The organism is Erwinia sp. SLM-02 (genome assembly GCF_037450285.1).
GTDB lineage: Bacteria > Pseudomonadota > Gammaproteobacteria > Enterobacterales > Enterobacteriaceae > Erwinia.
The window spans coordinates 1065081-1087151 of the sequence record NZ_JAQISN010000001.1; the positions used below are offsets into that span (position 1 = coordinate 1065081).

17 protein-coding genes and 1 tRNA gene are annotated in these 22071 nt (G+C 53.7%); 13 read left to right on the forward strand and 5 right to left on the reverse strand.

The genetic code is table 11. The features are described from left to right. Positions 1-6 precede the first annotated feature (6 nt). Complete coding sequence (locus PGH32_RS04960) at positions 7-546, reverse strand: DUF2058 domain-containing protein (RefSeq protein ID WP_314425353.1); 540 nt, start codon at positions 544-546, stop codon at positions 7-9. 293 nt (positions 547-839) lie between these two features. On the opposite strand from PGH32_RS04960, the gene PGH32_RS04965 reads away from it, so the two are divergent. From PGH32_RS04965 to PGH32_RS05000, 8 genes are all read left to right on the forward strand, one after another. Beyond that, positions 840-1403, forward strand: a complete 564-nt coding sequence (locus PGH32_RS04965) for a TIR domain-containing protein (RefSeq protein ID WP_337893352.1) — start codon at positions 840-842, stop codon at positions 1401-1403. An 18-nt stretch (positions 1404-1421) separates the two neighbouring features. Next, positions 1422-2258, forward strand: a complete 837-nt coding sequence (locus PGH32_RS04970; RefSeq protein ID WP_337893353.1) for a macro domain-containing protein — start codon at positions 1422-1424, stop codon at positions 2256-2258. A gap of 142 nt (positions 2259-2400) precedes the next feature. Beyond that, entirely contained in the window at positions 2401-2916 is a 516-nt protein-coding gene (locus PGH32_RS04975) for a TIR domain-containing protein (protein ID WP_337893354.1), read from the forward strand. Positions 2917-3169: 253 nt separating this feature from the next. Further along, positions 3170-3784 (forward strand): TetR/AcrR family transcriptional regulator, encoded by a 615-nt coding sequence (locus tag PGH32_RS04980; protein ID WP_337893355.1) that lies wholly within the window; start codon positions 3170-3172, stop codon positions 3782-3784. A gap of 74 nt (positions 3785-3858) precedes the next feature. After that, positions 3859-4968, forward strand: coding sequence for an efflux RND transporter periplasmic adaptor subunit (locus PGH32_RS04985; protein WP_337893356.1), 1110 nt, complete (start codon positions 3859-3861; stop codon positions 4966-4968). Next, entirely contained in the window at positions 4965-8072 is a 3108-nt protein-coding gene (locus tag PGH32_RS04990) for an efflux RND transporter permease subunit (RefSeq protein WP_337893357.1), read from the forward strand. Before PGH32_RS04985 ends, PGH32_RS04990 begins: the two co-directional genes overlap by 4 nt. Next, a complete protein-coding gene (locus PGH32_RS04995) occupies positions 8069-9289 on the forward strand; it encodes a multidrug effflux MFS transporter (RefSeq protein WP_337893358.1) in 1221 nt (406 codons plus the stop codon). Before PGH32_RS04990 ends, PGH32_RS04995 begins: the two co-directional genes overlap by 4 nt. Positions 9290-9578: 289 nt before the next feature. Further along, on the forward strand, positions 9579-10415 hold the full coding sequence (locus tag PGH32_RS05000) for a GGDEF domain-containing protein (RefSeq protein ID WP_337893359.1): 837 nt from the start codon (positions 9579-9581) through the stop codon (positions 10413-10415). Between the two features lie 25 nt (positions 10416-10440). Here the strand turns inward: PGH32_RS05000 and PGH32_RS05005 are convergent. The 3 genes from PGH32_RS05005 to PGH32_RS05015 all read right to left on the reverse strand — a co-directional run bounded on the left by PGH32_RS05005 (position 10441) and on the right by PGH32_RS05015 (position 12964). Then, positions 10441-10516: transfer RNA gene (locus tag PGH32_RS05005), tRNA-Asn, on the reverse strand. A gap of 167 nt (positions 10517-10683) precedes the next feature. Then, positions 10684-12003 carry an NAD(P)/FAD-dependent oxidoreductase gene (locus PGH32_RS05010; protein ID WP_314425347.1) on the reverse strand — a complete coding sequence of 440 codons (1320 nt, stop codon included), beginning with the start codon at positions 12001-12003 and terminating at the stop codon, positions 10684-10686. A 58-nt stretch (positions 12004-12061) separates the two neighbouring features. After that, complete coding sequence (locus PGH32_RS05015) at positions 12062-12964, reverse strand: dihydrodipicolinate synthase family protein (RefSeq protein ID WP_314425345.1); 903 nt, start codon at positions 12962-12964, stop codon at positions 12062-12064. Between the two features lie 708 nt (positions 12965-13672). Between PGH32_RS05015 and PGH32_RS05020 the strand changes: the two genes are divergently transcribed. The 5 genes from PGH32_RS05020 (at position 13673) to PGH32_RS05040 (ending at position 21132) form a co-directional block, all read left to right on the forward strand. Continuing rightward, complete coding sequence (locus PGH32_RS05020; protein WP_314425342.1) at positions 13673-15004, forward strand: MFS transporter; 1332 nt, start codon at positions 13673-13675, stop codon at positions 15002-15004. Positions 15005-16937: 1933 nt separating this feature from the next. Beyond that, complete coding sequence (locus tag PGH32_RS05025; protein WP_314427123.1) at positions 16938-17861, forward strand: sugar ABC transporter substrate-binding protein; 924 nt, start codon at positions 16938-16940, stop codon at positions 17859-17861. 33 nt (positions 17862-17894) lie between these two features. Continuing rightward, entirely contained in the window at positions 17895-19379 is a 1485-nt protein-coding gene (locus PGH32_RS05030) for a sugar ABC transporter ATP-binding protein (RefSeq protein WP_123333125.1), read from the forward strand. A gap of 29 nt (positions 19380-19408) precedes the next feature. After that, on the forward strand, positions 19409-20431 hold the full coding sequence (locus PGH32_RS05035; protein ID WP_172606588.1) for an ABC transporter permease: 1023 nt from the start codon (positions 19409-19411) through the stop codon (positions 20429-20431). 260 nt (positions 20432-20691) lie between these two features. Continuing rightward, positions 20692-21132, forward strand: coding sequence for a 6,7-dimethyl-8-ribityllumazine synthase (locus tag PGH32_RS05040; protein ID WP_314427126.1), 441 nt, complete (start codon positions 20692-20694; stop codon positions 21130-21132). A gap of 84 nt (positions 21133-21216) precedes the next feature. Here the strand turns inward: PGH32_RS05040 and PGH32_RS05045 are convergent, their stop codons facing one another. Then, on the reverse strand, positions 21217-21894 hold the full coding sequence (locus PGH32_RS05045; protein ID WP_314427129.1) for an SDR family oxidoreductase: 678 nt from the start codon (positions 21892-21894) through the stop codon (positions 21217-21219). Positions 21895-22071: the final 177 nt, after the last annotated feature.

Below are 22071 nucleotides of genomic sequence, written 5' to 3' on the forward strand. Positions count from 1 at the left end.
TCGGGATTACCACATCAGATCGTCAGGCACTTTGAAATCGGCGTATGGATCGTCCTCGTCCTGCTCTTCCAGGCTCAGCGCGCTGTTTAATACAATGCTGTCGGCATCGCGCTGGGCGATTTTATCGGCCACCACGGCAGGGATAATCGCGTAGGTGCTTTCACCCACGTTATCCACCCCCAGACGGGCAATCGCCAGCCGGCCGTTAATCAGCTGGGCCTGAGTGGTCTTATCAACAAAAATTTTCTTGATCAACGTGCCGTCGGTGAAGTTAAAACCGATATCGCCCCTGGAGAGGGTGATGCGGTTCATCTCAATCAGCTGCTTCACCTGCGCTTTGTACTCTTTAGAGAGCACGGCCTGCTTCTGCTGTTCGCTCAGCTGCCTGTCACGCTCGATCTGGGCTTTCTTATTCTCTTCCACGGCTTCCCTGGCTTCACGCGCCTGCACTCGTGACTTCTTCGCCGTTCTCTGCACTTTTTCCATTTTTTTGCTGCTCACTAAGCCAGCTTTGAGCATCTGCTCTTGTAAGGTGAGTTTTGACATTTTCGCTTCTGAATCCGTTGAGTGTTACCAGGGATTATACCTGGTTTTTTTGCGGCTGTGCCAGAGGTAGCGGCCCGGCTGGTGGAGAGCATTATGATCGGCCCACGTGTGGTTCTGTTTTGTCGTTTTGGCGCACGGTCATTCTTGTTAGAAATAATGCTATAAAACACGATGTTATTCACGGCATTACTGGAATATATTTCCATATAATTCATTATTTATCGTATGGATTTAATGTGGTGCCAATATCTACACTATGACGTTGCTGTTAATTTAAGGACTTGAGGTACTGGATGTCGTACAGAAATGGAAACTATTGCGCTTTTTATGTTGCAGAACCTTTTAATGAAGGGAGTTTAGGCGCACATGCAACAAAAGATTTTGTTTATTACAATATGCTCCGTATGTGGGAAGCGAAAGATAAAACATTCCCGTTTATTGATTCACATGATAAAACCTACAACGTCAGGGATGGCAGCGATTGGGAAAAAACGCTTAAGTCCCGCCTGCATCAGCGACTGAAACATTCAAAAAACATCGTGCATTTTTTGAGTTCGCAAACCAAATCTTCCCGCGCTTTGGTAGAAGAAATTGACTATGGTATAAACGATCAGGGACTGCCGGTTATTGTTATTTATCCAGAATATGATACGGCGCAGAGCTTGCTGGAAAATAATAATCTTAAACAGTCTGTGAAAAGTCTGTGGGGAAAACTGCCTGTACTCAGAGATTCAATGTCATCCGTACCTACGCTTCATGTTCCGTTGAATAAGAATTTAATTGTGCGCGCGCTTAACGATAATGGGTTTACCGTTAATGGTAAGGTTGACTCAGGAGCGTATCGTTATACATCTTAACGCAGGGAGCGAGCAGAGATGTTAAAGGTTAAACTGTTTGATAAGAAAGTCAGAGATGTTTTTTTTAAATATGCCTCGGGTATTACCGGTACCATTACCGTGTATGTCCTGTTTTGGGATATTCCCGATAAATATAAAACGCTCGCTGGCATTGTATGTATCCTTCTTTTGCTAGTCATTTACGCATTGGTATGGTATTGGGCGAATAAATTAACTTCCATCGATTTAACCGTTGACGGAACGACGGTGACCATTAAGGCTGGCGATATTTTTAGCCAGCCGGGTTTGAAAGCCATCGCGTTCAACGAGTATTTTGATACGCAGGTCGATGAGAAGATCATTGTCAGGCGCAGCCTGAACGGCATTTTCATCAATAAACACCTTAACCGCGCCCTGACCGAACTTGATGAACATATCGCTAGCTATCACTTTGAACGGGAAGATAGAGTTGGCGTCAATGAAGAGCGACTTAGCGGGAAAAAACAGCGTTACCAGTTGGGGACCATTTGTGTCTGGCAAGATTATCTTCTGACGGCATTTGCTCGTTTCAGTGAATATAATGAAGCGCGTTTAACAATGGCAGAATACGTGACGTTTTTGATTAACTTCTGGGATCGCGTTAATCGCGTCTATGCCATGGAGAGTGTTTCCGTACCCATTTTCGGCTCCGGGATAACCCGAATAAAGGAGCACAGGGGTATTAGCGATGAAGAGCTGCTGAAGATCATGCTCTGGACATTCCGTGTCAGTGAAATGCGATTTGCTTATCCTGCAAAGCTCACTATTATTATCCATGAGGATAAAATCAAAAAAATTAATCTCTTCGATCTTCAGTCATCTAAAAATGGGTTATGAATTTTTCCCTATAATCAGCCAAGCCATATTTATTAAATTCATTTTCAAGCATGCGGATAGGGGGAAGCGGATTCTTTATTATCACGGCTTCACTTTCCCGAATTTTAACATAATGCTCAACACAACAGAGGAGTGAGCTTTTATGATCTATCGTACAAAAACCTATCTGGCCGGGGAATGGGATGGCGATCGTGATGCCATTGAGCAGCTACATACATGGAATAATAAAAATTACTGGAGTTTGTCTTTCACCGACGCGCATAGTTTAACCCAGGCCAGAGACAGCAGCCTGAATTGCAGCATCAAGGCTTCTTTAGCTACCCGGCTTAATGCGTCAAAAACATTCGTACTGATTGTTGGTAGTAATACCAAAGATGCCAGAAGTGGCGGTTGTCGATACTGCGCGAGTTACAACAGCTGGGAGGGATATTGCAACAGGGGGCGGGCAGTGGATCATCGTAGCTATATCACCTACGAGTGCGAAAAAGCGGCTAAAGATGGATTGAAGATTGTGGTGCTTTACAACGCCGCGTCCGTCAATAAAAGCAAATGCCCGGACGCAGTAAAATACGCCGGTACCCATGTTGCCATGTGCTATAAGGTTGATGGGCAATACTACTGGGATTATCAGGCGGTGCAGGCGGCGTTAGGTGCGTGATAAGTGGTCTGGTTGTTAACCTCTGCAGCCTGACGGCTGGTTCATGTTGCACCAGACGTTATGCTGGCAGATTTCTCATAACCATTTCCGTTCAGGCCCAAGACGGCGAAACCAGCTAGTTAGGCGGTGTTATCCTTCATTGTGAGAGTATTGATAGACTATGTTAGTACTCAACAAGTTAATCCTGATTTGTGACTTAATTACAATATGGTCACTCGTTGTTAATCAGGACTCACTGAGCTAAGCTGGGAAAATGACTATACAAAATAACGAACATACCCCACGGGGACCATCGGACCATAGCATCCGGGATCGGGTCGTCGAAGCGGCTACCGAGCATTTTGGACATTTTGGTTTTGAGAAAACCACTGTTTCAGATTTGGCTAAATCAATCGGTTTTTCAAAAGCTTATATCTATAAGTTTTTTGATTCCAAGCAGGCTATTGGCGAGGTGATCTGCACTAATCGCCTGGCCATGATCATGGATATTGTCCATTCTGCGATCGCCGATGCACCTTCGGCTGCCGAAAAGATGAGGCGTTTATTCAGAGCATTGACCGAAGCCGGTAGCGATTTATTTTTTCACGACCGTAAGCTTTATGACATTGCGGCGGTGGCTGCGCGTGATAAATGGCCCTCGGCGGAGAAGCATGAAGAACGGCTGAAAAAACTCATCGAGCAAATTATCCTCGAAGGGCGACAGTCCGGTGAATTCGAACGTAAAACACCGCTGGATGAGGCCGCACATGCGATCTATCTGGTTATGCGCCCCTATATCAGCCCGGTTCAGCTGCAATATAATCTTGAAACGGCATCGTCAGCCGCTGCAATCCTCTCCTCACTGATACTGAGAAGCCTGTCACCCTGATTTGTGACTATTGACAATATTAGTCACTAGTCTGAGAATGCGGTTTCCGACCGGTTTATTCATTAAGGGAACCCATGCTCAGGCTTAAACCTTCCACCTTTGCTGTTTGCCTGTTGCCACTCGCCCTTGCGGCCTGTCGCGATCCTTCTGCTGCCAGCGATCCCCGCACTCAGCCGCCTCTGGTGAGGTCTGCTTTCGTGGTGACGGCTGTCGATGACTTCCGCGCATTCACCGGTGTGGTGGTTGCACGAACGCAAAGCGATCTTGGCTTCAGAGTTCAAGGGAAAATCCTGGAGCGTCTGGTCGACACCGGCCAGAATGTGAAACGCGGTCAGCCGTTAATGCGTTTGGATCCCGTTGACCTCAACCTGCAGGCACAGGCTCAGCAGCAGACGGTTGCGGCGGCCAAAGCGCGTTTAAGACAGGCCGCTGACGACGAATCACGCTATCGCAGCCTGGTTGCAACGGGCGCAATCTCTGCATCGGCCTACGTTCGGGTGCAGGCCGCAGCAGAAACGGCGAAAGCCGAGCTGAGTGCTGCGCAGGCGCAGGCGAATGTGGCACACAATGCAACCGGCTATGCGGTTCTGCTGGCTGATGCTGACGGGGTGGTCATGGGCACGCTGGCCGAACCCGGCCAGGTTGTCAGTGCCGGGCAGCCAGTCATTCGCCTGGCCAGAGCCGGGCAGCGCGAGGCTATCGTGCAGTTGCCTGAGACGTTACGCCCGGCAGTGGGCAGTGGGGCTTCTGCCACATTGTACGCTGGCGAAAGACGGGCGCTTCCGGCGAAACTGCGCCTGCTTTCCGATGCTGCCGATCCGCTAACCCGTACCTTCGAAGCGCGATACGTGCTGGAGGATGCGCTTGCAGACGCACCGCTGGGATCCACCATCACCCTGCATATTGCGGAAGACAAATCACCGGGCCAAATCGTGCAGGTACCTCTGGCGGCAATCTACGATCCGGGGAAAGGGCCGGGCGTCTGGACGATTTCGGGAAAGCCCGTAAAAGTCTCCTGGCAGCCGGTTCAGGTGCTGGGATTGGGTGACGATAGCGCGAGAGTCACCGGGAACGTAAAGCCGGGTGATCGGGTGGTTGCTCTGGGGGCGCATCTGCTGCATGAGAATGAAGTCGTCCGCATCGCTGAACAGAGCGATGCCAGCGTCGCCGGGAGTCAGCCATGAGCGGGGGTCGATTCAATCTTTCAGCGCTCGCCGTGCGTGAGCGCTCAATCACGCTGTTCCTGATTATCCTGATTACCGTGGCCGGTATTCTTTCGTTTTTTGAACTGGGACGGGCTGAAGATCCCCCCTTTACGGTCAAGCAGATGACCATTATTACTGCCTGGCCGGGGGCCACCGCGCAGGAGATGCAGGATCAGGTGGCTGAACCGCTTGAAAAGCGTCTGCAGGAGCTGAAGTGGTATGACCGGAGTGAGACTTACACGCGGCCCGGTCTGGCTTATACCATGCTGTCACTGCAGGACAGCACGCCGCCTTCGCAGGTACAGGAGGAATTCTACCAGGCGCGTAAGAAGCTCGGCGATGAGACCAAAAACCTGCCGACCGGCGTTATCGGACCAATGGTCAATGATGAGTTTTCCGACGTCACTTTTGCCGTGTTTGCCCTGAAGGCGAAAGGAGAGCCGCAGCGTCGGTTGGTTCGCGATGCGGAATCGTTGCGCCAGCAAATTCTGCATGTACCGGGAGTCAAGAAGGTCAATATCATTGGCGAACAGGCCGAGCGCATTTTTGTCTCGTTCTCACATGACCGGCTGGCCACGCTGGGTATCTCCCCTCAGGATATTTTCTCCGCTCTCAACGGCCAGAACGTACTGACACCTGCTGGTTCAATTGACACCCAGGGACCGCAGGTCTTGATCCGCCTCGATGGTGCCTTTGACAAACTGCAAAAAATTCCTCAAACGCCGATCGTCGTTCAGGGCAGAACCTTGCAGCTTTCTGACGTGGCAACCGTTGAACGGGGCTACGAAGATCCTGCGACCTTCCTGATCCGCAATCAGGATGAACCGGCGCTGCTGCTGGGCATCGTTATGCGCGACGGATGGAACGGTCTGGATTTGGGTAAGGCGCTGGATGCGGAAACGGCCAAAATCAATGAGGCTATGCCGCTGGGCATGACCCTGACTAAGGTCACCGATCAGTCAGTCAACATCAGCTCTGCCGTTGACGAGTTCATGATCAAATTTTTCGTCGCCTTGCTGGTGGTGATGGTGGTGTGCTTCGTCAGTATGGGATGGCGGGTGGGCGTGGTGGTGGCCGCCGCAGTGCCGCTGACGCTGGCGATTGTCTTTGTAGTGATGGAGGCTTCCGGCAAAAATTTTGACCGTATTACCCTGGGCTCGCTGATCCTGGCTCTCGGGTTGCTGGTGGATGATGCCATCATCGCCATCGAGATGATGGTGGTCAAAATGGAAGAGGGTTACGACCGCATCAAAGCCTCAGCCTATGCCTGGAGCCACACGGCGGCCCCGATGCTGGCAGGCACGTTGGTCACCGCCGTTGGATTCATGCCCAATGGTTTTGCTCAGTCCACTGCCGGTGAATACACCAGCAACATGTTCTGGATTGTCGGTATTGCCCTGATTGCTTCCTGGATTGTGGCGGTGGTGTTTACGCCTTATCTGGGCGTGAAAATGCTGCCGAAAATCAAAACGGTGGAGGGCGGGCATGCGGCGATTTACGACACCCGTCATTACAACCGTTTTCGCCGTTTACTGACCCGCGTCATCGCGCGCAAATGGATAGTCGCCGGTACCGTTATTGCCGTTTTTACGGTCGCAATACTCGGCATGGGGCTGGTGAAAAAACAATTTTTCCCGACCTCCGACCGCCCGGAAGTTCTGATTGAAGTGCAGATGCCTTATGGTACCGCGATCGAGCAGACCAACGCCGCCACAGCGAAAATCGAAGCCTGGCTGAGAAAGCAGAAAGAGGCAAAAATCGTCACGTCCTACATCGGGCAGGGTTCACCGCGTTTCTATCTTGCTATGGCGCCCGAGCTGCCTGACCCGTCGTTTGCGAAAATTGTCGTGCTGACTGACAGCCAGGAAGCGCGCGAGGCGCTCAAGTTCAGACTGCGTGAGGCAGCGGCCAGCGGCCTGGCACCGGAGGCGCGCCTGCGTGTGACCCAACTGGTGTTCGGCCCGTATTCTCCTTATCCGGTGGCCTATCGGGTGATGGGGCCGGATCCTGATAAACTGCGCGAAATTGCAGACAAGGTCGAAAAGGTGATGCAGGCCAGCCCGATGATGAGGACCGTCAACACCGACTGGGGGCCGCGTGTACCGGCGCTGCATTTCATGCTCAATCAGGACCGTCTTCAGGCGGTGGGGCTGACATCGAATGCGGTCGCGCAGCAGCTTCAGTTCCTGCTTTCAGGGGTTCCGATCACCTCGGTGCGTGAAGATATCCGTTCGGTGCAGGTGATGGGGCGAGCGGCAGGAGATATCCGGCTAGATCCGGAAAAAATCGCCGGCTTTAGCTTAGTGGGTTCTTCCGGCCAGCGCATTCCGCTGTCGCAGATCGGGGAGGTTGAGGTACACATGGAAGATCCTGTTCTGCGCCGTCGCGATCGTACGCCAACCCTCACCGTGCGCGGAGATATTGCCGAAAACCTGCAGCCGCCGGATGTCTCCACGGCAATGACCAAAGCCTTACAGCCGGTTATTGATGCGCTCCCGGCCGGATACCGTATCGAGCAGGCGGGTTCTATCGAGGAGTCCGGGAAAGCCACCCAGGCGATGGCACCGCTCTTCCCTGTCATGATTGCCATAACGCTGTTGATTATTATCCTGCAGGTGCGGTCAATGTCGGCGATGGTGATGGTCTTCCTCACCGCGCCGCTGGGGCTGATTGGGGTGGTGCCAACGCTGCTGCTCTTTAACCAGCCGTTTGGCATCAATGCGCTGGTCGGCTTAATCGCGCTGTCGGGCATCCTGATGCGTAATACCCTGATCCTGATAGGACAGATCCATCACAACGAACAGGAAGGGCTGCCGCCATTCCATGCGGTGGTGGAAGCAACGGTGCAGCGGGCCAGACCGGTTTTGCTCACCGCAATGGCCGCCATCCTGGCGTTTATACCGCTCACGCATTCGGTATTCTGGGGCACGCTGGCCTATACCCTGATTGGCGGAACGTTTGGCGGCACCATTATCACGCTGGTTTTTCTGCCCGCGATGTATGCTATCTGGTTCAGGATACGGCCTGATGCACCAAAGCCTGATGTCAAACAGCCAAGCGTTATCGAGGAGATTTTGCCATGAAGGTGCGTGACCTTTTCGCAGAAAACCGCGTGCGCCTCCGGCCCGATGACAGCCCGCGTTTAACGGGAAAGATCATCGCTTTACTGGCGGGGCTTTCAGCTATTGGCATACTGTCGACAAACATTATTCTGCCGGCATTTCCGCAAATCGGGGAGCAGTTGGGGGTATCTTCACGGGAGTTGGGCCTTACCCTCTCCAGTTTTTTTATCACTTTCGCCCTGGTACAGCTGGTGGTGGGGCCGCTGGCCGATTGCTATGGGCGTAAAAAACTGGTTTTGGGCGGGCTCTCAATTTTTATTGTGGGTACCGTGGTGGCGGGGCTTGCTGACTCGCTGACAACGCTGATCGCCGGGCGTGTAATCCAGGCAATGGGCGTTTGCGCTGCCGCAGTGCTGGCCCGTACGATTGCACGCGATCTTTATGAAGGCGAAACCCTGGCACGCGCGCTGTCACTGACGATGATAGCCACCGCGGCGGCCCCCGGTTTTTCGCCTTTAATAGGGAGTGTGTTGGCTACAACATTGGGCTGGCGGGCTATCTTCAGCCTGGTAGGGCTGGCCGCTTTCGCGGTTGCCGTTTTTTATGCCAGTGCGCTGGGCGAAACGCATCCCGCTGAACGGCGTACCGCGCTTTCAATTCCTGGCGTGGTCGTCGCGTACGCCAGGCTTATCGGGAACGGGCGCTTTATCCTTCCCGCTCTGTCGGTAAGCCTGATAATGAGCGGTTTGTTTGCCTCATTTGCTGCCGCCCCGGCGATTCTGATGAACGGGATAGGGCTGACATCATTGCAGGCCGGGCTGTATTTTGCTGCCACCGTTTTTGTGGTCTTTGCCGCCGGTATGGCCGCCCCGCGCCTTGCGCACCGTTACGGCACACACATTGTGGCCTCCGGGGGCATCCTGACCGCGTTACTTGGCGGTAGCCTGCTGTTGATTGCGCCAGAACGTCCGGGTCTGGGCTGGTACAGTTTTTCGATGGTTTTGTACCTTTGGGGGATGGGGCTGGCTAACCCTTTAGGAACGGCCATCACGATGGGGCCTTTCGGGAAACAGGCCGGTCTGGCGTCTGCGTTGCTGGGTTTCCTGACGATGACGACGGCAGCGATCGTCACCTGGCTTGGTTCTGTGTTGAACTTCCCCGCCGTGATATTGCTTGGCAGTATTCAGATGCTGGCCTGCCTGATAGCGCTGATACTTTTTTTACTGCGCAGCAAATAGAGAGGTTATGGAACCTGCGCCGCATCCTTCTGTTGCCGTTCTCATTATTCATCGCAATCAGCCACCTGAAATGAAATCCGAAGTGGAAAAACGGTATATCGCTTTCACCGCTCCCCCTGTGTAAAGTGAGGGGGCCGGTAAAAGGGCATCTGCGGGAGAATCATTTTAATTTAAGTCTGTATCAGAGGTGAGTATGCCCTTCGTGAAATATGAGAACGGACTTTTTAACCGAAACGAATCGCGCAAAATCCGCTATATCCCGGTGATGCTGTCGGCATTACTGTGTCTGATGGTGATGCTGCTGCATCTGATGTGCTTCCCGATGAAACAGAGAGGAGAGGGGTGGATAGATCACGCCGGCTGGGTATTTGACGGCCTCCAGCTACTGGCTCTTAACGTTATTCTGTGGAGTTTTAACCGTTTACTGATGAAGCCGCGCCTGCGCCTGTTGATAAACACTGGGTTGATTATCTGGATTGTCTCTGCTGCGTTTGACGTGATGGACGAAATCGTCCGGCAGCCGCTGTGGGTTGGCTACTACATTGAAGATGTAACCCAGCTTGTCGGTATGCTCAGCGTAACATTGGGTGTTTTTTATATTGTGCGCTATCTCAATGATAAATATGCCAATGCCAGCATCGATTCCTTCCGCGATGAACTCACCTCATTACCTAACCGACGCTACTTTATGACGACTCTGCGGGAGTTAACTGATGACGCGCTTTTTGTCTTCCTGATAGACATCGACTTCTTTAAAAAGATCAATGACAGCTTCGGCCACGATCGCGGAGATGACGTTCTTAGGGGCTTTGGAAAAATGTTAAGCAGCTTCTACGACGACAATATTCTTGCCTGCCGGATCGGTGGAGAGGAGTTTGCGGTGATCGTCAACACGACCGATATTATCGCCGCCCAACAGATCGCCGGGCAGCTGTTATCCTGTACCCGAACACTGGTGATTGCCGACAATATTCGCTTTACCGTGAGTATTGGCGCGTGCCTTAAAAAGGAGCAGGAATCCGTTAAAGAGGTACTTAAGCGGGCAGATGTCGCCCTCTATCAGGCTAAGTCCGGTGGCAGAAACAGGGTGCAGTGGGCAGGCACGAACAGCAAAAAGCCCGCTTAGTTTCCTAAGCGGGCTTCTTTAAATATGGCTCCTCTGACTGGACTCGAACCAGTGACATACGGATTAACAGTCCGCCGTTCTACCGACTGAACTACAGAGGAATCGTGTGAACGGGGCGAATAGTAATGGCCCCTCGGGTAGATGTCAAAACCCTTTTACTTAAAACGCGCTCGTTTGCTGAAGGATGCAGCAAAATGCGGTGATTTCCGCCGATTAGCGCCGTCACCGCTTGCTTATCCGATAGCTTAACCGTCAGTGTGTTGCCGGACTATACCTCCAGCCCCGCCCTGAACTGTCCCCACTTGAACACTGAATTCACGCCAATCGACAGGAACGGCTGCGGCGGCGTCTTGTTCGGGCCGGGTGAGGCCAGCAGGAAATCAATCAGCTCATTACGCTGACCGGCAATCATATCCGCCAGCAGCTTACCGGTTGCCGTACCGCGGGTGATCCCGAGGCCGTTGCAGCACAGCGCACCGTAGACGTTTGGTGCCAGCTGGCCGAAGAAACCTTCATGGTTTTCCGACAGGCAGATCGCACCACTCCACGAGTACTCCAGATTCACCCCGGACAGCATCGGGAAACGGCGCTCAAATGACCGGCGGTGATTCTCGATATAACGCTTCAGCAGATGCTCGCGCGGGCGACCGTTCGGGTTAAAGCTGAAGCTGTTACGCACCAGAATCCGGTTATCAACCGTACGGCGGATGGTGCTGCCGAACGGATGCGCCGGGATCACGCCCCACACCGGCTTGCCGCCCAGCCGCGCCTGCTCTTCCTCATTCAGCGGGCGCGTCAGGCTGCCGTACAGGAAGGTTGGCAGCAGGCGGCGGTTGAGGAAGCCGAAATCGGCGGCAAACGCATTGTTGGCCAGAATCAGTTTATCCGCCGTGATGCTGCCGCGATCGTGGATCAGCGTAACTTTGTCGCCGTAGTCGATAGAGGTAATCGGCGTGTTCTCATACAGCGTGACGTTAGGCGGCAGGCTGTCGGCCAGTCCTTTCACCAGCGCCGAAGGCTGTACCAGCACGGTGCCGGGAATAAACAGCGCCTTCTTGTAGTAGGAGATGCCGATGTGATCCGGCAGATCGCGCTCGTCGATCATCTGCGTCTCACGGCCAATTTTCTCCAGCCCGCTGCGATACGCCTCCAGCACCGCAATACCCGCACCGCTCACCGCCGCCTGGTATTTACCGGAGTCGGTCATCTGGCACTCAATACCGTGGGTCTTGACGATGTCGCGCAGATAGTCCTGGCCCAGCGTATTCAGCTTCAGCACGCGCTTCGCGGTGGTGATATCGCCGATATAGTCCTTCGCGCCGATATCGTGCGGAACGTCGATGGCGAAGCCCGCGTTACGCCCGGCGGGACCAAAGCCCACTTCCTGCGCTTCAATCAGGACGATCTCATCGTCGGGGAAGTTCAGCGCCATCTGGCGCGCGGCGGCAAGCCCGGTCAGGCCTGCGCCAACAATGGCCCAGCGTGTCTGTGTCTGGCCGACATGCGACGGGCGCGGCGTGCGCGGTTTACTGGTGTGATACCACCCCGGAAGCGCATCATCGGCGGGCAGAGAGGTTATTTTTTGCACTTGGGTATACTCCCGTTTATATGCGGTACAGAGTGTGTTTTCGGGTCAGGTCGGAATATCAGCCAGCAATCGCCGCGGCGACATTTTGCTTCACGCCGGCAATCACCGCTTTCAGCTGCGCCTGCTCTTCTTCCGTCAGGCCCAGCAGCGGTGCACGTGCCGGACCGGTGCTCAGGCCGGTCAGATCCACACCGTGCTTGATGGCCTGCACGAATTTCCCGCCGTCCAGGTAGTTCATCAGTGGCATCATCGCCGCCATGATTTTGCGGCCTTTGTTGAAGTCTTTTTCCACCACGCAGGCCTGATACAGGGCCACGTGTTCCTGTGGAATAAAGTTAGAACCCGCGCAGACCCAGCTGCGTGCGCCCCAGGCGAAGAACTCCAGCGCCAGGTCGTCCCAGCCGCAGGAGAGGGCGATATTCGGGAATTTGCAGGCCAGCAGGTGCAGGATATTCAGATCGCCGGAGCTTTCTTTAATCGCCACCACGTTTTTCGATTTGCTGACTTCGGTGAAATAGGTTTCACCCATGGTAATGCCCATGCGGCCCGGGTAGTTGTACAGCATGATCGGCAGCTGCGCGGCTTTATCAACGGTCAGCGCGTGGTGGGCGTTTTCCAGCTCGGTCGGCAGCGCATACGGAGGAGAAGTGACCAGAATCGCATCGGCTTTGATTTCGCGGGCGTGCGTGGCGAAAGTCACGGCATCTTCCGTGCGGATCGCACCGGTCCCGATCACCAGCGGCAGGCGGTTTGCCGTCACCTGGCGAGCGCGTTCTGCCAGCGCCAGGCGCTCTTCGGTGGATTGCGCATAATATTCGCCGGTAGAGCCGCCGATAATAATACCGTGAACGCCACCGGCAATTAATGACTCCAGGACTTCATCATAACGCGCAAAATCAATGCTGCCGTCAGCAGCGTAAGGGGTAACGGCAGGGGTAAAAATACCATCAAAGTTAATCATATCTTCTCCAGGTCTGGTCTTCAGGCAGTCGTTGATTTAACGGCGCGCGGGTGTGTTAGTCAGATAGCGGGTACTGCCGATACGGGTCAAACTCCCGTTCGGTGAGGCTCCGCTCGCTTCATTTGCTAACAATCTGCCAACAACTGTTGAGACAGGCAATATGTGGATTTTTTTTGCATACGCAAAAAAGACAAAGAAAATACGTAATAATAGTATGAAAATACCTGTGCTTTGATATTAATTATTATAATTCAATTAGTTGCAATGTTAATTGTGAGGGTTTTTTTTCTGTTTTGTTTTCAGAGAGCGATCACATTCCTGAATAATCGCCCCGATGAACGTATTTACAGCGTGAAGCGAGGAGTATAGCTTCAACATGAATTTAACCTGAAGTTAACAGTGTTGGCCCAGCGGATACCGTCGAGGACGGAGCAGTTATCATCCGGCGATGCTGAATAAACAACAGGCTGAATCATTAAAGAAAACTGTATATATCGTTTACTCAGGAATGTTTTATTTACCGTATGGAAAATAAAAACAGGGGTCGAAAAAAATGAATGGGCAACGTTAGCGACTGAAAAAGATAACCGATATCAAGACTTACATGACGTTATAAAAATAAATCAAAGTAATTTCTGAATTATTAATCCAATTCAGAGCGAATTTCTGTACCTGCAAAACATGAATCCTTACAGGAGATTCTCTGTCATGAATAAGAATAATATATCTATTGAGGATGTACCCTTAAATGGTTTTCACCAGTTGATGACCGTCCGCGCCGGGGGAGGATGGATCCTTGATGGCTATGTGCTGAGTATTATCGGCGTAGCAATTGTGCAGTTCTCCGGATATCTGCACCTGGACTCCTTCTGGCAGGGACTGGTGGCGGCATCGGCGATGTTCGGCACCTTCTTCAGTGGATTCCTCGGCGGCTGGCTGACCGATAAGGTTGGCAGACAGCGCCTGTTCTTCGTTGGACCGATTCTGTTTATCCTGGGTTCGATAGGCACCTTCTGGACGGAATCCGGCGTGGTGCTGTTCTTCCTGCGCTTCCTGATAGGCGTGGGGGTGGGGCTGGAATATCCGGTGGCGGGATCGCTGCTGACCGAGTTCCTGCCGCAGAAAAACCGTGGTCCGCGTCTGGCGGGGCTGACGATTCTGTGGTTTGCCGGTGCGGCGCTGGCCTATATCGTCGGCAACGCGATTCTGGCCCACGGCGGCGATGAGGCCTGGCGCTACGTGCTGGCCAGCCCGGCGGTTCTGGGTATGGCGCTGTTCCTGATTCGTCTGGGTACGCCGGAATCCCCGCGCTGGCTGGTCAGCAAGGGCCGCCTGGCAGAAGCCGAGCAGATTATCAAAAAGGTGTACGGCGCGACCTTCTCGTTGGCTAACCTGCCGAAAGAGTCCGAGGAGCAGAAGGTTTCTATCCGCACGCTGTTAAATGCCGGCTACGGTAAACGCATGCTGTTCGTGGCGGTGTTCTGGAGTGCGGCGGTGGTGCCAATGTTTGCCGTGTACTCGTTCGCCCCGGTGGTGCTGCAGGCGCTGAATCTGAAAGGCGAGTGGGCTTCAATGGGCTCGGTGATTATCACGCTGTTGTTTGTGGTGGGCTGCATTATCGCTACCCGGCTGATTGACACGATGGGCCGTCGTAAGCTGATTATTCACAGCTTCCTGTGGTCAAGCCTGGCACTGTTGGGTCTGGGTGCGGCTTCTCACGGTTCTGAGATGCTGGTGCTGGCGCTGTTTGGTGCCTACGCGGTGTTTATCGGTGGGGCGCAGGTGCTGGAACTGGTGTATCCGAATGAGCTGTTCCCGACCGAGGTTCGCGCATTTGCGGTCGGCATGGGGTCATCGATGTCACGTATCGGTTCTGCCGCCGGGACCTGGCTGGTGCCGTATTCTCTGGCGACGCTGGGTATTGGGCAAACGATGTATGTTGCCGCTGCCGTTTCGATTGTCGGTCTGCTGGCATCCATCTGGCTGGCGCCGGAAACGAAGGGGATGACCCTGGAGAAGGCGGCTTCACTGAGTCGTTGATTGCAAGATCGGTAATTGTTCAATCTGTAAGCCGCTGCGGGTGTTTCCGTGGCGGCTTTTTCATTTCTTCGGGATGGCTTTCTGGTAAAAGGTGCCAGCCCATCCGGGTGGATCCCTCTCCGGAGCGGGTCCTCGCGCCGCTGCGCGGTTCCCTCACTGCGTTCGTCAGCCTGCCGGACCGGCACAGACGCGCGTCCTGCGCGGCTGCGCCTTTCGCCTGCGTCCGTGCAGGCGAATCCTGGCTTCCTCTCTCCGTTCAGCGCTGCGGATGCTCCTGCGTGGGATCCACCCGTCTGAGCTTTCATCATTAGAGTTGCCTGTTGTGACAGCCCAGCCGGGTGGATCCCTCTCCGGAGCGGGTCCTCGCGCCGCTGCGCGGTGCCTTCACTGCGTTCGTCAGCCTGCCGGACCGGCACAGACGCGCGTCCTGCGCGGCTGCGCCTTTCGCCTGCGTCCATGCAGGCGAATCCTGGCTTCCTCTCTCCGTTCAGCGCTGCGGATGCTCCTGCGAGGGGTCCACCCGTCTGAGCTTTCATCATTAGAGTTGCCTGTGAGAGATAAGATCCTGGCTTCGAGATTGAATAGCGATCTGCGTAGATAATAGTGGCCGGTTTCTTCTGCCGCGGCTTTTTCATTTTTCAGGCGTTGTTTTCTGGAAACGGGTGGCTCTGCGCAGACGGGTGGATCCCTCTCCGGAGCGGGTCCTCGCGCCGCTGTGCGGTGCCTTCACTGCGTTCGTCAGCCTGCCGGACCGGCACAGACGCGCGTCCATGCAGGCGAATCCTGGCTTCCTCTCTCCGTTCAGCGCTGCGGATGCTCCTGCGTGGGATCCACCCGTCTGAGCTTTCATCATCAGAGTTGCCTGTGAGAGATAAGATCCTGGCCTCAGAATTGAATAGCGATCTGCGTAGATAATAGTGGCCGGTTTCTTCTGCCACGGCTTTTTCATTTTTCAGGCGTTGTTTTCTGGAAACGGGTGGCTCTGCGCAGACGGGTGAATCCCTCTCCGGAGCGGGTCCTCGCGCCGCTGCGCGGTGCCTTCATTGCGTTCGTCAGCCTGCCGGACCGGCACAGACGCGCGTCCTGCGCGGCTGCGCCTTTCGCCTGCGTCCATGCAGGCGAATCCTGGCTTCCTTTCTTCGTTCAGCGCTGTGGATGCTCCTGCGAGGGATCCACCCGTCTGAGCTTCATAATCTGTGTTGTTTCCTGGCAGCGAACATGAAAGAAGAGGGTGGCACGGTATTGGGCGGCTGGCGGGTAATCCGCAGCGCTGAGGTGCAGGCATCTGGCCAGGAGACGGCGACAGGACGTCGTCGTCAGGCGGAATCGCGACAGGGATGTTGCGTTTCCGCCGGTCCGTCCGGCCGGATGCCGGAACCGAGGGGACCGCGAAGCGGCGCGAGGACCGCCCACCAGCCGCCCAATACCGGGACACATTCCCCATCACCGAAGCGATAAAGCCCTTACTGTCCGCCAGGCATTTCATTTCCAGCCCCCCAGCCCGGTTGTGACCTTGCTCGCGCAGAGAAAATGCAATTGCCGTCAGTCTCAAATCTCTTGCGCCAGATCTCACTTTCCAGCGTTTCCATCAGCGATGTTAGAGGTGTGTCAAATTTTTGTTATTTGATGATTTTAAAACACGCGTTTCGGTGCTTTATTAGTGAAAGTTTCAATTAACTTTAATATGAAACAAAAAAACTGCTCTGCGGCAACGCAGGCAGGGGATGGGAAAAGTAAAACAGTGGTTTGAATTTAAGTATTTGTTTTTAATTAATTTTTTACGATGAAGTGTTAATAATAAAATAGTCATACATGTAATAGTAACCCCCTACATTTTACTAAAGTCGTCGGTCACGTTGAAGGAATGTAAAAGAAATTTTTCATTCGACGTCTCAGCCAGCCTGCGCATGCTAACGATAATAAGGGCTCCGCCATGAACGTGAAAAAAACAATTTTAGCGTCACTGTTAGTATGTATGTTACCTGTCACCAGTTTCGCCAAAGAAGTCCAGGTTGGTGTTTCTATGGCACTGTTTGATGACAACTTCCTGACTATTGTGCGCAATTCCATCAGCAAGGAAATGAAGAAAGAAAACGTCGACGGGCAGATTGAAGATGCCAAAGGCGACGTTGCCCAGCAGCTCCAGCAGGTGCAAAACTTTATCGGCCAGGGCGTTGACGCCATCATCGTAAACCCGGTTGATACCAACGCAGTAAAACCGATTGTTGACCTCACCACCAAAGCCGGCATTCCGCTGGTGTTCGTAAACCGTAAACCCGCCACTGCCCTGACCGAAAAAATGGCCTACGTTGGATCCGACTCCGAGCTGGCGGGCCGCCTGCAGATGGAAGCCCTGGCAAAACAGATGAACTACAAGGGTAACGTGGCGATTCTGATGGGTGACCTGGCGAACGAAGCCACGCGCGACCGTACCAAAGGCGTGAAAACCGTCGTGGCAAAATATCCGGGCCTGAAAGTGGTTCAGGAGCAGACGGCGAAATTCACCCGTAACGATGCGGTGGACGTAGTCAGCAACTGGATGACGGCGGGCGATGATATTCAGGCTATCGCTTCCAACAACGACGAAATGGCTATCGGTGCCCTGCAGGCACTGGGTAAAAACCCGACCAAAATCGTGATCGCGGGCGTGGATGGTACGCCGGACGCGCTGCAAATGATCAAGAACGGCAAGATGGTTGCCACCGTGTTCCAGGATGCAAAAGGACAGGGTGAAGGCTCCGTACAGGCCGCCGTTAAGCTGGCAAAAGGTGAAAAAGTTGAGCAGAACGTGATGATCCCTTATCAGCTGATCACCAAAGAAAACTACGCAGAATTTACCAGCAAAAACCTGAAATAACCGTTGCCGATAACAGTTGTACGGAGGTGTTAAATGTCCGCATATGCGCTTGAAGCCGAAGGCATCAGCAAGTTTTTCCCGGGTGTTAAGGCGTTAAGCAACGTATCGCTGCGCGTCAAACCCGGAACGGTGCATGCTCTGATGGGTGAGAATGGCGCGGGCAAATCCACTTTAATGAAGTGCCTCATCGGGATTTACCGTCCCGATGAGGGACAAATCCGCATTAAAGGGGAGCCTGTGCAGTTTACCGATACGCTGGATGCACTGCGTTCGGGAATTTCCATGATCCACCAGGAGCTTAATTTGGTACCGCATATGACGGTCGCCGAAAATATCTGGTTGGGTCGCGAGCCGATGAAACTCGGCTTCGTCGACCACGGAAAACTCAATCGTTTGACCAAAGATCTGCTGGTTAAACTGAATATCCGTCTGCGGCCTGACCAGATGGTTGGCGATTTGAGCATTGCCTCCCAGCAGATGGTTGAAATCGCCAAAGCGGTGTCCTGGAACTCGGACATCGTGATTATGGACGAACCGACGTCGGCACTGACGGAAACCGAAGTGTCGCATCTGTTCGCCATCATCCGCGACCTGCGCGAGCAGGGTAAAGCCATCATCTATATCAGCCACAAAATGGATGAGATCTTCGCCATTACCGATGAAGTCAGCGTGTTCCGTGACGGCACCTGGGTAGCCAGTGATTTAACGTCAAGCTACTCGCGCCAGTCGCTGATTACGCAGATGGTGGGGCGTGAACTGACCCAGCTGTTCCCGAAATTTGATGCCAACATCGGTGAAGATGTCCTGACCGTGCGCAATCTGACGCGCAAGGGCGTATTCCACGATGTCAGCTTTAACGTGCGCCGTGGCGAAATCCTCGGGGTGGCGGGACTGGTGGGTGCCGGACGCAGCGAAGTGATGGAGAGCCTGTTCGGCATGACCTCCATCGACAGCGGTGAAATTCTGATTGACGGTGTGCCAACCACTATCGAATCCCCGGCATCGGCGATCGATAAGGGTCTGGCGTTCCTGACCGAGGACCGTAAAAAGTCCGGCCTGTTCCTGGTGCTGTCGGTGATGGAGAACATGAGCATCGTCAAGATGACCAACTACAGCGCCAAAGCGGGCTTTGTTAATCATGGCGACATGGCGAAGGACTGCCTTGAGCAGATCCGTAAGCTGAATATCAAAACGCCGACCATGGACCAGATCATTAATAACTTGAGTGGCGGTAACCAGCAGAAGGTGCTGATTGCACGCTGGCTGCTGGCCCAGCCCAAAATTCTCATCCTTGACGAACCTACCCGTGGTATCGACGTCGGTGCGAAGGCGGAAATATACCGTCTGATCAGCGAACTGGCGAGCCGTGGCGTTGCCATCATCATGGTGTCTTCTGAACTGCCGGAAATTCTCGGCATGAGCGACCGGGTCATGGTGATGCACGGCGGTCGTATTACCGGCATCCTCAATAAAGAAGATGCTGACCAGGAAACCATTTTGTCGTTGGCGTCCGAGTAAGGGCGTAAGGTAAATAAAACATGAGTGATATGAAAATGACAACGCAACAGTCAACTGAAGCACCCTCATTCTTCAGTAATCTGAAAAGCAAGATGCCGAAAGATACCGGTATTTTCGTAGTAATGGTCGGTATCGCGCTGATTTTCGAAGCCTTTGGTTGGTATGTTCGCGACCAGTCATTCCTGATGAACCCTAACCGCCTGGTGCTGATTGTTTTACAGGTAGCGATTATCGGTATTATTGCCGTCGGGGTAACCCAGGTCATTATTACCACGGGTATCGACCTGTCGTCCGGCTCAGTCATTGCCTTAACGGCGGTGGTCGCCGCCAGTCTGGCACAAACCTCAGACAGCCTGTCGCCGATGTTCCCGTCGCTGGTGGATATGCCTGCGGTGATCCCTATCGGTGCGGGGATTGGGGTCGGTCTGCTGTGCGGTATTCTCAACGGCGTGCTGATTACTAAAACCGGTATTCCTCCGTTTATCGCCACGCTGGGGATGATGGTTTCTGCGCGCGGCCTGGCACAGTACTACACCCAGGGTAACCCAATCAGCTTCCTGTCTGACGGCTTCACCGCTATCGGTCAGGGCGCCATGCCGGTGATTATCTTCCTGGTGGTGGCGGTCATCTTCCATATCGCTCTGAAGCACACTCGCTACGGCAAATATGTTTACGCTATCGGCGGCAACATGGTGTCGGCGAAGGTGTCCGGTATCAACGTTAACAAGTACCTGATCATCGTTTACACCATCGCCGGTGGCCTCTCCGGTCTGGCGGGTGTGGTACTGGCGGCGCGCGTCAGCAGCGGCCAGTCAAGCATGGGTCTGTCCTACGAGCTGGATGCGATTGCCGCAGCGGTTATCGGCGGCAGCAGCCTGATGGGCGGCGTGGGCCGCATCACCGGGACGCTGATTGGCGCGGTGATCCTCGGTCTGATTAAGAGTGGATTCACCTTCGTCGGCGTTGATGCCTACGTGCAGGACATCATCAAAGGGATGATCATTGTGGCGGCGGTCTCTATCGATATGTACCGCAACCGTAAGAAGCGCTAATCGCTCAAAGGCAACGGCGTTCGCTCTCTGGCCGGAGGATGGTAAAACATCCTCAGGCTTTTTTTGTTTTTTACTGCGGCCATAACACGGTTAATGATCGGTCGGGGAGTTATAAAATGCTGCGCGGCGGCGGGGAGCGGCTTTTTTTCTGACGTGTGGATTTCGTATTTTCAACATGTTATACCAAGTGAAAATAATCTTACTTTCCAGTAAAATTCCCCGTTAAAGATTGATACATTTCATCGCGTTCTGGAGTTACAGTGAAAAAAATTAATATCGCCTTTGTTAAAGCCAACTGGCATACAGAGATTGTGAGCAAGGCATTAGAGGGTTTCCGTCAGCGTATCGCTCAGGAAGAGAACCTTGACGCCGTGATTAACGTGTTCGACGTTCCCGGCGCATTTGAAATGCCGTTAGTCGCCCAGAAGCTGGCGAAAACCGGTAAATACGATGCGATCGTCTGCGCCGCGCTGGTGGTTGACGGCGGCATTTACCGCCACGATTTCGTTGCTCAGGCGGTGGTCGATGGCCTGATGAACGTGCAGCTGGCCACCGAAGTTCCGGTGTTCTCCGTTTCGCTGACCCCGCATAACTTCCAGCCGGTTGATGAAATCGTTCAGTTCTACGATAAGCACTTTGTGAAAAAAGGCGCGGAAGCGGCTCAGGCAGTCCTGGCCATTAACAGCCTGGTGATTGAATAATTTTCATCTTCGGATGCCTTTATCCGTAAAGGCATCCGGCTGCTCACCCCTGTCCCCCAGGGGCGCGCGCGCCCAACCGCGCATTTACCAGCGCAGGATACGGCCGGAATAGTCCACAAAGTGGTGGCCGCCTTTGCTGCGGAATGCGTCGAACCGATCGACAATCCCGGTGGCACTCTCTTCGACGGTCAGCGTGGCGTTTTCGCCGCCCATATCGGTTTTTACCCATCCCGGATGAACGGACAGCAGCGTCACTTCCTGTTTTTCCGTCGCGTCCTGCAGGCCACGGCTCAGCATATTCAGCGCCGCTTTACTGGCGGAATACAGCGGGTAGGTGGCAACGTCATTCTCATTGAGGCTGGAAAGCTCGGACGTCATCAGCGCCAGCACGCCGGTGCGGTGATTCAGCAGGGGCAGAAATTCCGCCGCGGTGCGAACGGGGGAAATGGTATTGGTTAAAAACAGCTGAAGCATCTCTTCATCGCTCGCCTGATGAAGGTCCTGATGGTCGGGGCCAAACACGCCTGCATTGACAAAAACCAGATCGAAACGGCGTGCGGAGAGTGCGTCCTTAACCGCTTTACGGTCTTCCTGTTTATTAATATCCAGCGTAACCCATTCAACCGAAGTGGGGCCTTTTGCCGGAACCGCGCCCCGGGCCGTTGCCGTCACCTGCCAGCCACGTTTTGCCAGTACCTCCACCACACCCAAACCGATGCCGCGTGAAGCGCCGATGATCAATGCTTGCTTAGAGTCAGTCATATCCATCCTTTTATTTACGGTATTAACGTCAGTCGATCGTTTTCTTTAGTCCGGTACGTTAGCTCAGTATGGAGCAGCCTTTCGCCGGCAACAATGGCCGGAACGGGCAGGCGACGATCCCGGGGAGAAGATGCAGAATTCAGCCCCGGCTTCCCACCCTTCAGTATTTCACAAACG

What these genes read in the sequence shown, in the direction of transcription:
- PGH32_RS04960 (WP_314425353.1), bottom strand. Translation starts at nt 546, where the DNA reads ATGTCAAAACTCACCTTACAAGAGCAGATGCTCAAAGCTGGCTTAGTG.
- PGH32_RS04965 (WP_337893352.1), top strand. Translation starts at nt 840, where the DNA reads ATGTCGTACAGAAATGGAAACTATTGCGCTTTTTATGTTGCAGAACCT.
- PGH32_RS04970 (WP_337893353.1), top strand. Translation starts at nt 1,422, where the DNA reads ATGTTAAAGGTTAAACTGTTTGATAAGAAAGTCAGAGATGTTTTTTTT.
- PGH32_RS04975 (WP_337893354.1), top strand. Translation starts at nt 2,401, where the DNA reads ATGATCTATCGTACAAAAACCTATCTGGCCGGGGAATGGGATGGCGAT.
- PGH32_RS04980 (WP_337893355.1), top strand. Translation starts at nt 3,170, where the DNA reads ATGACTATACAAAATAACGAACATACCCCACGGGGACCATCGGACCAT.
- PGH32_RS04985 (WP_337893356.1), top strand. Translation starts at nt 3,859, where the DNA reads ATGCTCAGGCTTAAACCTTCCACCTTTGCTGTTTGCCTGTTGCCACTC.
- PGH32_RS04990 (WP_337893357.1), top strand. Translation starts at nt 4,965, where the DNA reads ATGAGCGGGGGTCGATTCAATCTTTCAGCGCTCGCCGTGCGTGAGCGC.
- PGH32_RS04995 (WP_337893358.1), top strand. Translation starts at nt 8,069, where the DNA reads ATGAAGGTGCGTGACCTTTTCGCAGAAAACCGCGTGCGCCTCCGGCCC.
- PGH32_RS05000 (WP_337893359.1), top strand. Translation starts at nt 9,579, where the DNA reads ATGGTGATGCTGCTGCATCTGATGTGCTTCCCGATGAAACAGAGAGGA.
- PGH32_RS05015 (WP_314425345.1), bottom strand. Translation starts at nt 12,964, where the DNA reads ATGATTAACTTTGATGGTATTTTTACCCCTGCCGTTACCCCTTACGCT.
- PGH32_RS05020 (WP_314425342.1), top strand. Translation starts at nt 13,673, where the DNA reads ATGAATAAGAATAATATATCTATTGAGGATGTACCCTTAAATGGTTTT.
- PGH32_RS05025 (WP_314427123.1), top strand. Translation starts at nt 16,938, where the DNA reads ATGAACGTGAAAAAAACAATTTTAGCGTCACTGTTAGTATGTATGTTA.
- PGH32_RS05030 (WP_123333125.1), top strand. Translation starts at nt 17,895, where the DNA reads ATGTCCGCATATGCGCTTGAAGCCGAAGGCATCAGCAAGTTTTTCCCG.
- PGH32_RS05035 (WP_172606588.1), top strand. Translation starts at nt 19,409, where the DNA reads ATGAAAATGACAACGCAACAGTCAACTGAAGCACCCTCATTCTTCAGT.
- PGH32_RS05045 (WP_314427129.1), bottom strand. Translation starts at nt 21,894, where the DNA reads ATGACTGACTCTAAGCAAGCATTGATCATCGGCGCTTCACGCGGCATC.